This is a genomic window from Streptomyces sp. 2131.1, assembly GCF_900105515.1.
Lineage (GTDB): Bacteria > Actinomycetota > Actinomycetes > Streptomycetales > Streptomycetaceae > Streptomyces > Streptomyces drozdowiczii.
The window spans coordinates 3,204,282-3,217,111 of sequence record NZ_FNSY01000001.1 but is presented as its reverse complement, the minus strand read 5'-3'; the positions used below and the strand labels follow the sequence as shown (position 1 = coordinate 3,217,111).

The window sequence follows — 12,830 nt, the reverse complement described above, 5'->3', positions numbered from 1 at the left end:
CCACGTGGACACCTTCGTACTGATCGTGACCATCGGTGTCGCGCTCGGCTTCACGTACACCAACGGCTTCCACGACTCGGCGAACGCGATCGCCACGTCGGTCTCGACGCGGGCGCTGACCCCGCGTGCGGCGCTGGCGATGGCGGCGGTGATGAACCTCGCGGGCGCGTTCCTCGGCAGTGGGGTCGCCAAGACCGTCAGTGAGGGCCTGATCGCGACGCCCGAGGGCCACAAGGGGATGGGCATCCTCTTCGCCGCGCTCGTCGGCGCCGTCATCTGGAACCTGATCACCTGGTACTTCGGGCTGCCCTCGTCGTCCTCGCACGCGCTGTTCGGCGGCATGGTCGGCGCGGCGCTGGCCGGCGGGACGATGGTGCACTGGGACGGGGTGCTCGACAAGGTCGTCATCCCGATGTTCGTCTCCCCGGTGATCGGCCTGGTGGTCGGTTATCTGGTGATGGTCGCCATCATGTGGATGTTCCGGAAGGCCAACCCGCACAAGGCCAAGCGCGGATTCCGCATCGCGCAGACGGTGTCTGCCGCGGGCATGGCGCTCGGTCACGGCCTCCAGGACGCGCAGAAGACGATGGGCATCGTGGTGATGGCCCTGGTCATCGCCGACGTCGAGTCCCCGAACGACCCGATCCCGGTCTGGGTGAAGCTCGTCTGCGCGCTGATGCTGTCGCTGGGCACGTACGCGGGCGGCTGGCGCATCATGCGTACGCTCGGCCGGAAGATCATCGAGCTCGACCCGCCGCAGGGGTTCGCCGCGGAGACCACGGGCGCGTCGATCATGTTCGGCTCGGCTTTCCTCTTCCACGCGCCGATCTCGACCACGCACGTGATCACCTCGGCGATCATGGGTGTGGGCGCGACGAAGCGCGTGAACGCGGTGCGCTGGGGGGTCGCGAAGAACATCATCCTCGGCTGGTTCATCACGATGCCGGCGGCGGCGCTTGTCGCCGCCGGGAGCTACGGGGTCGTCTACCTGATGTTCGGCTGACGCCGGCTGCTGTACGTGGGTCCGCCCCGCACTCCCGAGGGAGTGCGGGGCGGACCCTTTTCGCCTTGTGGTGGCACCGCCATGCAGCACCCCAAGGCCGTACGGGGGACCGGGACGGATCAGCCGAAGCGGCCGGAGATGTAGTCCTCGGTGGCCTGGACCGACGGGTTGGAGAAGATGCGCTCCGTCTCGTCGATCTCGATGAGCTTGCCGGGCTTGCCGACCGCCGCCAGGTTGAAGAAGGCCGTCCGGTCCGAGACGCGGGCCGCCTGCTGCATGTTGTGGGTCACGATGACGATCGTGAACCGTTCCTTCAGCTCGCCCACCAGGTCCTCGATGGCGAGGGTGGAGATCGGGTCGAGGGCGGAGCACGGCTCGTCCATCAGCAGCACGTCCGGCTCGACGGCGATGGCGCGGGCGATGCACAGGCGCTGCTGCTGGCCGCCGGAGAGGCCGGAGCCGGGCTTGTTCAGCCGGTCCTTGACCTCGTTCCACAGGTTCGCCCCGCGCAGCGACTTCTCGACGATGTCGTTGAGGGCGCTCTTGCGGTACGAGCCGTTGAGGCGCAGGCCCGCCGCCACGTTGTCGAAGATCGACATGGTGGGGAACGGGTTCGGGCGCTGGAAGACCATGCCGACCGTGCGGCGCACGGCGACCGGGTCGACGCCGGCCCCGTACAGGTTCTCGTCGTCCAGGAGCACCTTGCCCTCGACGCGGCCGCCGGGGGTGACCTCGTGCATCCGGTTCAGGGTGCGCAGGAAGGTGGACTTGCCGCAGCCGGAGGGGCCGATGAAGGCGGTCACCGAGCGGGGTTCCACGGTCATGGAGATGTCGTCGATCGCCTTGTGGCTGCCGTAGTAGGCCGACAGTCCGCTGACGTCAATGCGCTTGGCCATCTGAATCACTGCTGCTTTCCGGCGGGCCTAGCGCCCGGCCTTGGGGGCCTTCCAGCGGGCGATGCCGCGGGCCACCAGATTGAGGATCATGACGAAGGCGATCAGGACCAGGGCCGCTGCCCAGGCGCGGTCGTAGGACGCGGCCTCACCGATCTTGTACTGCTCGTAGATGTAGAACGGCAGTGACGACTGGGCGCCTTCGAAGGGGTTGGTGTTGATCAGCTGACTGCCGAAGACCAGCAGGATGATCGGCGCGGTCTCGCCGGCGATGCGGGCGACGGCGAGCATGACGCCCGTCGCGATGCCGCCGATCGCGGTCGGCAGGACCACCTTCAGGATGGTGCGCCACTTCGGGATGCCGAGGGCGAGCGATGCCTCGCGGAGCTCGTTCGGGACGAGCTTGAGCATCTCCTCGGTGGAGCGGACCACGACCGGGATCATCAGGATGCTGAGGGCGAGCGCGCCCATCAGGCCGGACGGCTCCAGCCCCGCGATCAGCATGATCGAGAGGATGAAGAGGCCGGCCACGATGGACGGGATGCCGGTCATCACGTCGACGAAGAAGGTGACGGCCCTGGCGAGTGCGCCCTTGCCGTACTCCACCAGGTAGACGGCGGTGAGCAGGCCGAGCGGGGCGGAGATCAGGGTGGCGATGCCGACCTGTTCCAGGGTGCCGATCAGGGCGTGGTAGACGCCGCCGCTGGCCTCGGGCCCGAGGACGCCGGCCATCGAGTGGGTCAGGAAGTAGCCGTCCAGGCGCTCGGAGCCTCGGCTGACGGTGGTCCAGAGCAGCGAGGCGAGGGGGACGACGGCGAGCAGGAAGCAGACCCAGACGAGGCTGGTGGCGAGGCGGTCCCTGGCCTGGCGCCGGTTCTCGACGACGCTGGTGGTGACGTACGAGATCACCAGGAAGAACAGCGCGGAGATCAGGCCCCACTGCACACGGCTCTGCCAGCCGGCGGCGAGGCCGAGGCCGACGCCCAGGACGATCGCGGCGACGGCGAAGCCGAGCGGGGCGAGGCGGGGCAGCGACCGGCTGCTGAGGCCGGGCTTCGGCGCGGCGGGTGCGGGCGTCGGGATGTCCCGGACGGTGGTGGCGTGGCTCATGCGTTGGCCCCCGAGTACTCCTTGCGGCGGGCGATGATGAGCCGCGCGGCGCCGTTGACCAGCAGGGTGAGGACGAAGAGGACCAGGCCGGATGCGATCAGGGCGTCCCGCCCGAACGCGTCGGCCTCGCCGAACTTCGCGGCGATGTTCTGGGCGAAGGTCCCGCCGCCCGGGTTGAGCACGTGCAGCGAGATCAGGAAGTTCGGCGACAGGACGGTGGCGACGGCCATCGTCTCGCCGAGCGCGCGGCCGAGGCCGAGCATCGAGGCGGAGATCACGCCGGAGCGGCCGAAGGGCAGTACCGAGAGGCGGATGACCTCCCAGCGCGTGGCGCCGAGGGCGAGCGCGGCCTCCTCGTTCATCCGGGGGACCTGGAGGAAGACCTCGCGGCTGACGCTGGTCACGATAGGGAGGATCATGACCGCGAGGAGGATGCCGACGGTGAACAGCGAGCGGGCGACGCCGATCTCGGTCTTCTCGAAGACGTACGTCCAGCCGAAGAACTGGTCGAGCCAGAGGTTCAGCCCCTCCAGGTACGGCACGAGGACGAGGGCGCCCCAGATGCCGTAGACGATGCTGGGGACCGCGGCGAGCAGGTCGATGACGTACGCGATGGCGCCGGCCAGCTTGCGCGGGGCGTAGTGCGAGATGAACAGGGCGATGCCGACGGCGACCGGGACCGCGATGACCATCGCGATGACGGAGCTGACGACGGTCCCGAAGAGCAGGACGGCGATGCCGAAGACGGGCGGGTCACCGGCCGGGTTCCAGTCGAAGGTGGTGAGGAAGTTGCCCTCGTCCTTCGAGATGGCGATGGCGGCGCGGTAGCTGAGGAACACGGCGATCGACGCCATGATCACCAGGAGCAGGATGCCGGAGCCGCGGGAGAGGCCGAGGAAGATCCGGTCGCCCGCGCGGCCCGTGGACCGGGGGCGGAAGCGCCTGCCCGGCGGGGTCTGTATCTGTTGTGTGGTGGAAGCCATGGTCTTTCCGGTCTGTGTGGGGGAGCCGGGGCTCCCCTGGCGGCGGTGCACCGGAGGGGCTGGGTGGCGGGCCGGTCCGGAGGGGTGTTCCGGACCGGCCGCCGGTTGCGTCGGGTGTCGTACGGCTGGTTACGAGAGGCCGGCGACGGTCTCGCGGACCTTGGCGTTGATCTCCTCGGGGATCGGCGCGTAGCCGGCCTCGGTGAGGAGCTTCTGGCCGTCCGCCGAGGCGGTGTAGGTCAGGAAGGACTTGACGGTGCCGAGGGTGTCGGCCTTGTTGCCGGTGTCGCAGACGACCTCGTACGTGACGAGGACCAGCGGGTAGGCGCCGTCGGCCTTGGTGGTGTAGTCGAGGTCGAGCGCCAGGTCCTTGCCGGTGCCCTTGACCTTGGCGGCGGCGATGGCCTTGGAGGCGTTCTCGGAGGACGCCTTGACCGGGGCGGAGCCGCCGGTGTCGATGGAGACCGTGGAGATCTGCTGCGAGGTGGCGTAGGACAGTTCGAAGTAGCCGATGGAGCCGTCGACCTGCTTGACCTGGGTGGCGACGCCGGAGGAGCCGGACGCGGCCTGGCCACCGGGGGCGGGCCACTTCTTCTCGGCCTCGTACTTCCAGTCCTTCGGGGCCGCGGCGCCGAGGTACTTGCCGAGGTTCTGGGTGGTGCCGGAGTCCTCGGAGCGGTGGAAGGGCTGGATCGCCTTGTCCGGCAGCTTGGCGTCGGGGTTGAGCTTCGCGATCGCCTCGTCGTTCCACTTCTTGATCTTCGTGTCGAAGATCTTGGCGAGGGTCGGGGCGTCCAGGGTCAGGCTGTCGACGCCTTCGAGGTGGAAGCCGACCGCGATCGGGCCGCCGACCATCGGGAGGTTGATGCCCTGGCCGGTCTTGCAGATCTTCTTGGAGTCGGCGACCTCCTCGGGCTTCAGCGCCGAGTCGGAGCCGGCGAAGCCGACGGTGCCCTGGTTGAAGGCGACGATGCCCTCGCCGGACGAGGAGGAGTTGTAGTTGATCTCCACGCCGGAGCAGGCGGCCATGTACTCCTTGACCCAGAGGTCCATGGCGTTCTTCTGCGCGCTGGAGCCGGAGGCGCGCAGCTGGCCCTTGGCGCCGTCGCACTTGACGTTGGACGCGGCCTTCGTCTTGGCGCCGCCGGTGGTGGAGGTGTCGCCGCTGTTGTCGTCCGAACCGCACGCCGTGAGGACCAGGGCGCCGGAGACGGCGAGGGCACCGAGCGCGGTGGCACGAAGCCGGTTCTTGCGCTGAAGCTTCACTTTCGGGTGTTCCTTCCAGAAGCCGCCGCGGCTGCTTGCGGGCGGCGTGCGACGCGGGCGGTGCAGTGGCTGATCGCTGCACCCGGTAGGTCTGAAATTAGGCAGATCAGGTGACGTGGTTTACGGGGGTGGGTGAACGGGGGGTGAACCGTGGCGGGCCCTTGGGTTCCGCGGGCGGCGGCACGCGCGGCACCCCGGTCGTGGGCGTCGGGTTCCGTCCTCAGACGCCGGACGGGCCGGCATTCCCCGGAAGTGTCGTCAGCGCCGCTTCGAGGACCTCGCGGTCGCGGGGCTGGGTCAGGCGGGTGCGGGCGGCCGTCGGGGGGAGCCACAGCACCGCGTCCACCTCGTCGTTCGGGGTGAAGGAGCCCGTCGTGGCCTCGGCGGACCAGTACGTGACCTCCTTCGGGCGGCCGTTGGCGACGTACCGGACCACGGGCAGCACGGGCCCCGGCACACAGTGGTGGCCCGTCTCCTCCAGCACCTCGCGGAGCGCCGCGTCCCGCGGGGACTCGCCGCGCTTCAGCTTGCCCTTGGGGAAGGACCAGTCGTCGTAACGCGGCCGGTGTACGAGGCAGAGCTCCACGCCGCCGGCGGACGCGGGCGGCCGGCGCCACAGCACGCAGCCCGCCGCCCGCACCGTGCCGCTCATGACCGGGCCGCGCCCGTCGTCGCGTAGGGCCAGCTGCCGCGGAACACCGTGCGCGCCGCCTCGACCTCGTGGCGCTGGTCGGCGTGCAGCACGCCGAGGGCGTACGCGGTCGCCGGCGCGATCCTCGGTGTGCGGGCGGCCGCGGCAGCCGCGCCGGCCGCCTCTGCCGCGTCCCGGTGCAGGTCCAGGGCGCGGACCGGGGCGGCCAGGACCGGGTCGGGGGCGCCGTGCACCACCTCGTGCGCGTACCGGTGCAGCCGCAGCAGCAGCCGGATCTGGTGCCAGGGCGCGTCGTGCGCCTCGTTGTACGGTTCCGCCGACTCGTCGGGGGGCAGCGCGGCGACGGCCCCGAGCAGCCGCTGTTCCGCCCGGTACGCGGGTTCGCCCAGCAGTTCGCGGGCGGGGCCGGCCGCGGCGGGCGAGAGCGGGACCTCGGAGGCGAGCAGCGCGACGGAGTCGGCGACCGCGTGGAAGCGGGCGGAGCCGAGGGCCTGGAGGGCGGCGGAGTGGGCGCGGGTCCGGGCGAGGGTGAGCTGCCGTTCCAGCAGGGCGCCGGCGCGGGCGGCTCCGACGCCGAGGACGGGGCGGCCCTGTCCGGCGGAGTCGCCGGGGGTGCGGGCGGCGGGGAGCACGGGGTCGCCGGACAGGCCGTGCAGCGCTTCGAGGAGGCGGGCCAGCCGGTCCGCGTACGCGTGCTCGCGGGCCAGGGTGCCGGACAGCCAGGTCAGTTCGGTGCGCAGCTGCTCGGCCCAGAGGGGGTCGAGCGCGGTGCGGAAGGTGCGCAGGGCGGAGCCGATCCGGCGGGACGAGCGGCGCAGCGCGGTGGCGGCCTGTTCGGCGGCGCGGGAGCCGGCGTCCGTGGGGGCGGTGCTCTCGCGGTGCAGGCGCAGGCTGCGCAGGAAGTCCGCGGCCTGGGTGCGCAGGTAGGGGCCGAGTACCGCCGCCGCGCTCACGCCGGTGGTGCCGGGTGCGTGGGCCGGGGCGGCGGCCGTGGTCTGCTGGTCAGGGCGTCGCACGCCGGCGCCTCCGGGCGTCAATGAGCATTTCCTGTACGTGTCGCAGGGGCTTGCCGTCCGCGTCGACGGAGTGCCGGGTCCAGTCTCCGTCGGGGCCCAGGTGCCAGGAGGAGGTGGTGTCGGCCATGCCGGTCTCCAGGAGGCGGCTGAGGGCGGCGCGGTGGGCGGGGTCGGTGACCCGGACCAAGGCCTCGATGCGGCGGTCGAGGTTGCGGTGCATCATGTCGGCGCTGCCGAACCAGACTTCGGGTTCGCCGCCGTTGCCGAATGCGAAGACCCGGGAGTGTTCGAGGAAGCGGCCGAGGACCGAGCGGACCCGGATGTTCTCCGAGAGGCCGGTGACGCCGGGGCGGATCGCGCAGATGCCGCGTACCCAGATGTCGACGGGGACGCCGGCCTGGGCGGCCCGGTAGCAGGCGTCGATGATCGCCTCGTCGACCATCGAGTTGACCTTGATCCGTACGTAGGCGGGGCGGCCGGCCCGGTGGTGCGTGACTTCCTTGGTGATGCGGGCGACCAGGCCGTCGCGCAGCGACTTGGGGGCGACGAGCAGGCGGCGGTAGGTCTCGCGACGGGAGTAGCCGGAGAGCCGGTTGAAGAGGTCGGAGAGGTCCGCGCCGACCTGGGGGTCGGCGGTGAGCAGGCCGAGGTCCTCGTAGAGCCGGGCCGTCTTCGGGTGGTAGTTGCCGGTGCCGACGTGCGAGTAGCGGCGCAGGGTGTCGCCCTCCTGGCGGACGACGAGGGAGAGCTTGCAGTGCGTCTTCAGGCCGACGAGCCCGTAGACGACGTGGCAGCCCGCCTCCTCCAGCTTGCGCGCCCACTTGATGTTGGCCTGCTCGTCGAAGCGGGCCTTGATCTCGACGAGGACGAGGACCTGTTTGCCGGACTCGGCGGCGTCGATGAGGGCGTCCACTATCGGGGAGTCGCCGGAGGTCCGGTAGAGCGTCTGCTTGATCGCGAGGACGTCGGGGTCGCCGGCCGCCTGTTCCAGGAAGGCCTGGACGGAGGTGGAGAAGGAGTCGTACGGGTGGTGCAGCAGCACGTCCCGTTCGCGTACGGCGGCGAAGATGTCCGGTGCGGACGCGGACTCCACCTCGGCGAGGTCGCGGTGGGTGCCGGCGATGAACTTGGGGTACTTCAGCTCGGGCCGGTCCAGCGACGCTATGCCGAACAACCCGGTGAGGTCGAGCGGTCCGGGCAGCGGGTAGACCTCGGCGTCGGACACCTTCAGCTCGCGGACGAGCAGGTCCAGCACGTACGGGTCGATGGACTCCTCGACCTCCAGGCGGACCGGCGGGCCGAAGCGGCGCCGCATGAGCTCCTTCTCCAGGGCCTTCAGGAGGTTCTCGGCGTCGTCCTCCTCGACCTCCAGGTCCTCGTTCCTGGTGACCCGGAACATGTGGTGCGCCAGCACCTCCATTCCCGGGAACAGCTCCTCCAGGTGGGCCGCGATGACGTCCTCTATGGGGACGTAGCGCTGCGGCGACGCCTCCAGGAAGCGGGTCAGCAGCGGCGGCACCTTGACCCGGGCGAAGTGGCGGTGGCCGCTGACCGGGTTGCGTACGACGACGGCGAGGTTCAGCGAGAGGCCGGAGATGTACGGGAAGGGGTGCGCAGGGTCCACGGCGAGGGGGGTGAGGACGGGGAAGACGCGCTGGCGGAAGAAGGTGAACAGGCGGGCCTGCTCCTTCTCGGTCAGCTCCGGCCAGCGGATCAGCTGGATGCCCTCGTCGGACAGGGCGGGGGCGACGTCCTGCTGGTAGCAGGCGGCGTGCCGGGCCATGAGCTCGCGGGACCGGGTCCAGATCAGGTCCAGCACCTCGCGGGGCTGGAGGCCGGACGCGGACCGGGTGGCGACCCCGGTCGCGATGCGGCGCTTGAGGCCCGCGACCCGGACCATGAAGAACTCGTCCAGGTTGGACGCGAAGATCGCCAGGAAGTTGGCCCGCTCCAGGAGGGGCGTGGTGGGGTCCTCGGCGAGTTCGAGCACCCTTTCGTTGAACGCGAGCCAGCTGCGCTCCCGGTCCAGGAACCGGCCCTGGGGCAGCTCGTCCCCGTCCACATCGGGCTCGTAGGCGTCGGCGTCCGCGTCGATGTCGGGATCGAGGTCCGCCGCGGTGGACAGACCGGGCCCGTGGGACGAGGGGGAGGCGACGGCGTGCGGCCGGTGTGCGGCGAGGGCGCCGACGGAGGGCTGGGCGGCGGGCTGGACCGGGACCTCGGAGCTGGGCTGCTGGCTCATGAGCCCATTGTTCCGCGCGGAGCGCTCCGGGGGCGCGTCGGAGGAGGACGAGATCGCGGGAACGGCGCGGCCGGGGCGCGTTCTGCCGGGATTTCGGCCGTTGCGGGGGGACGGCACAGCTGGCTGCATCCTGCGAGGGTCGCAAGGCCGTCTGAATGCCCGGTTACGACGACATGACGTGCGGGAAGCGGTGAGTGGCCGTGTGTGGCGGCCCGCCCGGGGCCGGAGCCCCGGGCGGGTTTGGGAACCCCTCAGGCGTGGTAGCGGCGCAGCACCCGGAAGGCGAGGGCGGTGGCGGCCGCGGCGAGGACGAGCAGGATGCCGGTCTCGGTGAGCTGGAGGGGCCAGAAATGGGATACGGGGTGGTAGTCGACGTAGTAGCCGGTGACGCCGCGGTCCGCGAGACAGCGGTCGGCTCCGGATCCGGCCTCCCAACACGTGTCGAGCGGCAGCCGGCCACCGCCGCCGGTGAGTCGGCCGGTCTCGACGAGCCACGTGCCCTCGGGCGTCTGGGGCGGGTTCGAGCCGGTGCTGGTCTGCGTGTTCAGCGGCCAGAGCCGGCCGCGCACCCGGTTCAGCGCCATGGCGACCGCGGCGGTGGCGAGCACGGCCATGGACGTCGCGGGCACGGTGCGGCGGGCCAGGAGTCCGGCCGGCGCTCCGAGAGCGAGCCCGAGCAGGGCGTACGCCACGGGTGCCGTTCCCAGCGCGCCGAAGGCGGCGTCGCCGAACCGGTTGACCGGGTACAGGCCCTCCGTCCTCGCCCGTGCCCAGGCGAAGACGGCGGACAGGACGGACACCCCCGCGACCAGCAGTGCGGCCGGTACCGCGAGCCTGGCGAGGAGCCAGTGGACGGGGGACACCGACTGCGTCCAGGAGAGCTTGTACGTACCGCTCTCGAACTCCCTGGCGATCATCGGGCCCGCGACGAACGCGGCGACGAGTCCGGGCATCACGGTCACGCAGAGGCCCGCATAGCCGAGCACCTTCTGCCGGACCGACAGGGCGAGGTCGAACTCCTGCCACCGGCCGTCGCAGACGCGGTCGGTCACCGTCGTCGTGCAGGGGCTCGCCTCGAACGCGTCGTTGACGTGTCCGGCCCACAGCGTGAAGCCGACCACGACGGCGATCCAGACCAGGGCGAGGGCGACCATGAGCCACAGGGCCCACCGGTGCTGGCGCAGGAGAACGCGGGCACCGGCGCCCAGGGCGGGCCCGGGCCGGGCCGTACGCGGCGCGGCGGGTGTGACGTCGGTGAGCGCGCTCATGCCGGCACCGCCTCGTGGACCGTCGCGCTCGGCGTGAGCAGCGTGGGGACCTCGGGGGAGCGGAGGTGGGCGAGCAGCAGTTCCTCGAGGGAGGGCTCGGCCCGGTCCCAGGCCGGGTCGACCGGGCCCTCCGGGCGGACCAGGGCGGTCAGGGCGCGGCCCGTGGTGCGGGATTCGACCACCGTGTGCGGGGTCAGGTCGCGGACCGGGCCCGTGAGGACGGCGTGGGCGGCGATGAGGTCGTCCGTCTCGCCGCCGAGGCGGACGCGGCCGCCGTCGACGAGGAGCAGGTGGTCGCAGGCGCCCTCCAGTTCGCCGAGGATGTGCGAGGACATCACGATGGTGGTCCGGTGCTCGGCGGCCTCGGCCATCAGGACGCCCATCAGCTGGTGGCGGGCGAGCGGGTCGAGGTCGGCCATCGGCTCGTCGAGCAGCAGGAGTTCGGCCCGCTTGCCGAGCGCGAGGGCCAGGGCGAGGCGGGTGCGCTGCCCGCCGGACAGCTCGCGGACCTTCGCGTCGGACGGCAGCGGTCCGGCGACGCGCTCGGCGGCGTCCCGGTCCCAGCTGCCGGGGTTCAGTTCGGCCCCCGCCCACAGCGTCCCGGCGACCGTCAGCCCCGGGTACAGCGGCTTGTCCTGGGCCACGTACGCCATCCGGGCGCGGGCCTCGCCGGGCGCCGAGCCCAGGACCCGGATCGTTCCCTCGGCCGGCCGCAGGAGGCCCGCCGCCAGGGCGAGCAGGGTGGACTTGCCGGCGCCGTTGGGGCCGACGAGCGCGCAGACCGCGCCGGCCGGGAGCCGGAACGCGCAGTCGCGCAGGGCCCAGCCGCCCCGCCTGCCCCGGTATCTCATGCCGAGGCCGTCGGCCATCAGCGCTGTACCTGTCATCGGTCCTGGTCCCCCTCGAAGGTGCTGTCCAGTACGGCGGTGAAGAGTGCGCTCACGTCGTCCCGGTCCAGACCGGCGGCCCTTGCCCGGCCCGCCCAGCCGGTGAGTTCGGCGCGCAGCGGGGAGTCGTCGGCGGCCGCCGCGCCGCCGAGCGTTCCGGTGACGAAGGTGCCGAGGCCGCGACGGCCCTCGACGAGCCCTTCGCGTTCCAGCTCGCGGTACGCCTTGAGCACGGTGTTCGGGTTGATCGCGGTGGCCTCGACCACCTCGCGGGCGGTGGGCAGCCGGTCGCCGGGCTCCAGCAGGCCCAGGCGCAGGGCCTGCTTGGTCTGCTGGACGATCTGGAGGTACGTGGCGACGCCGCTGCGCCGGTCTATGCGGAACTCGACTGCCGCGGACTCTGCCATCTGCACCCTTTCACTAATTGAGTAGTGAAAGGGTGGCGTAAGGAAGGGGCGGCGTCAAGCGACGCCGCCCCGAGAAGAGTTGAGGAGCGGTCAGGACTCCGTGCGGTACATCAGATCGACCTCGTGCGTCACGAAGCCCATCCGCTCGTACACGGCGAGGGCCGCCGGGTTGTCCGCGTCGACGTAGAGCATCGCGGTCGGCAGCCCCTCGGCGGCCAAGTGGCGCAGCCCGGTCGCGGTGAGCGCCTTGCCGAGGCCGCCGCCCTGCGCGTCGGGCCGGATGCCGACCACGTACACCTCGCCGAGTTGTTCATCGGCGTGCACCTTCGTCCAGTGGAAGCCGATCAGTTCGGTGGAGCCCGCGCCGTCCTCCCGCTCCGCCAGGAAGAAGCCCTTCGGGTCGAACCAGGGCTCCGCCTTGCGGTCGTCCAGGTCGCGCTGGGTCAGCGAGCCCTGCTCGGGGTGATGGGCGAACGCCGCGCGGTTCACCGCGAGCCAGGCGGCGTCGTCCTCGCCCGGGACGAAGGTGCGCACGGTGACGCCCGGCGGAAAGGCCGGCTCGGCGAGGTTCAGCGGGCTCAACGGGCGGCGCAGCTGGCGCAGTTCCCGGAACAGGGAGAGGCCGAGGACCTGGGCGAGGTGGCGCGCCGCGGCCTTCCCGCCGTGCGCCCACACCCGCAGCCGCTTCCCGGTGGCGGCGAGCAGGGCGGCCCCGAGCGCCCGGCCGTGGCCGTGGCCCCGGTGCGCGGGGTGGACGACCAGCTCGGCGGCCGGCGCCTCCACGGGGTCGGTGTCCTCCAGCTGCGCGTATCCGGCGAGCACGCCCCCGGTGGACAGCAGGAAGTGCCGTACGCCCTCCCGCTCCCCGCCCCGCAGTTGCAGCCGCCCCTGCTCCGACACGGCCTGCCGGCCGTCGGACCGAGCGGCCTCGGCGAGCAGGTCGGAGACGGCCGCGGCCTGGTCGGGGGAGAGGGAGTCGAGCGTCTGGATCTCGCGTCCGGGGGCGGGGAGGGGTGCGTCTGTCGTCATGTGTCCGAGCGTACGGGCCTGTGGCCCGGGGGTCCCGGCCTCTTGCCCGGTCCGGCGCGACGGTTCCGTCCTCC

General features: G+C 71.8%; 12 protein-coding genes. 1 reads left to right on the top strand and 11 read right to left on the bottom strand.

Annotated elements, in window-relative coordinates; genetic code table 11:
* The first annotated feature begins 4 nt into the window (after window positions 1–4).
* A complete protein-coding gene (locus BLW14_RS14545; protein ID WP_093707730.1) occupies window positions 5–1,003 on the top strand; it encodes an inorganic phosphate transporter in 999 nt (332 codons plus the stop codon).
* A gap of 119 nt (window positions 1,004–1,122) precedes the next feature.
* Here the strand turns inward: BLW14_RS14545 and pstB are convergent, their stop codons facing one another.
* The 11 genes from pstB to mshD form a co-directional block, all read right to left on the bottom strand.
* Window positions 1,123–1,899 (bottom strand): phosphate ABC transporter ATP-binding protein PstB, encoded by a 777-nt coding sequence (gene pstB, locus BLW14_RS14540; RefSeq protein WP_018519693.1) that lies wholly within the window; start codon window positions 1,897–1,899, stop codon window positions 1,123–1,125.
* Between the two features lie 27 nt (window positions 1,900–1,926).
* The gene (gene pstA / locus BLW14_RS14535) at window positions 1,927–3,006 is read right to left on the bottom strand and encodes a phosphate ABC transporter permease PstA (protein WP_093707729.1); all 1,080 of its coding nucleotides are present in this window, start codon (window positions 3,004–3,006) and stop codon (window positions 1,927–1,929) included.
* Complete coding sequence (gene pstC, locus BLW14_RS14530) at window positions 3,003–3,989, bottom strand: phosphate ABC transporter permease subunit PstC (RefSeq protein WP_093707728.1); 987 nt, start codon at window positions 3,987–3,989, stop codon at window positions 3,003–3,005. Before pstC ends, pstA begins: the two co-directional genes overlap by 4 nt.
* Window positions 3,990–4,118: 129 nt before the next feature.
* On the bottom strand, window positions 4,119–5,255 hold the full coding sequence (gene pstS / locus BLW14_RS14525; protein WP_093707727.1) for a phosphate ABC transporter substrate-binding protein PstS: 1,137 nt from the start codon (window positions 5,253–5,255) through the stop codon (window positions 4,119–4,121).
* Between the two features lie 220 nt (window positions 5,256–5,475).
* Window positions 5,476–5,907, bottom strand: a complete 432-nt coding sequence (locus BLW14_RS14520; RefSeq protein WP_093707726.1) for an NUDIX hydrolase — start codon at window positions 5,905–5,907, stop codon at window positions 5,476–5,478.
* Window positions 5,904–6,944 (bottom strand): CHAD domain-containing protein, encoded by a 1,041-nt coding sequence (locus tag BLW14_RS14515; RefSeq protein ID WP_093707725.1) that lies wholly within the window; start codon window positions 6,942–6,944, stop codon window positions 5,904–5,906. Before BLW14_RS14515 ends, BLW14_RS14520 begins: the two co-directional genes overlap by 4 nt.
* Window positions 6,910–9,165 (bottom strand): RNA degradosome polyphosphate kinase, encoded by a 2,256-nt coding sequence (locus tag BLW14_RS14510; RefSeq protein ID WP_018519687.1) that lies wholly within the window; start codon window positions 9,163–9,165, stop codon window positions 6,910–6,912. Before BLW14_RS14510 ends, BLW14_RS14515 begins: the two co-directional genes overlap by 35 nt.
* 251 nt (window positions 9,166–9,416) lie before the next feature.
* Window positions 9,417–10,433, bottom strand: a complete 1,017-nt coding sequence (locus BLW14_RS14505) for a hypothetical protein (RefSeq protein ID WP_256332778.1) — start codon at window positions 10,431–10,433, stop codon at window positions 9,417–9,419.
* The gene (locus tag BLW14_RS14500) at window positions 10,430–11,320 is read right to left on the bottom strand and encodes an ATP-binding cassette domain-containing protein (RefSeq protein ID WP_093707724.1); all 891 of its coding nucleotides are present in this window, start codon (window positions 11,318–11,320) and stop codon (window positions 10,430–10,432) included. Before BLW14_RS14500 ends, BLW14_RS14505 begins: the two co-directional genes overlap by 4 nt.
* The gene (locus tag BLW14_RS14495) at window positions 11,317–11,727 is read right to left on the bottom strand and encodes a GntR family transcriptional regulator (RefSeq protein WP_093707723.1); all 411 of its coding nucleotides are present in this window, start codon (window positions 11,725–11,727) and stop codon (window positions 11,317–11,319) included. The genes BLW14_RS14500 and BLW14_RS14495 overlap by 4 nt, the downstream gene beginning before the upstream one ends.
* Window positions 11,728–11,817: 90 nt before the next feature.
* Complete coding sequence (gene mshD / locus BLW14_RS14490; protein ID WP_093707722.1) at window positions 11,818–12,756, bottom strand: mycothiol synthase; 939 nt, start codon at window positions 12,754–12,756, stop codon at window positions 11,818–11,820.
* Between the last annotated feature and the right edge of the window lie 74 nt (window positions 12,757–12,830).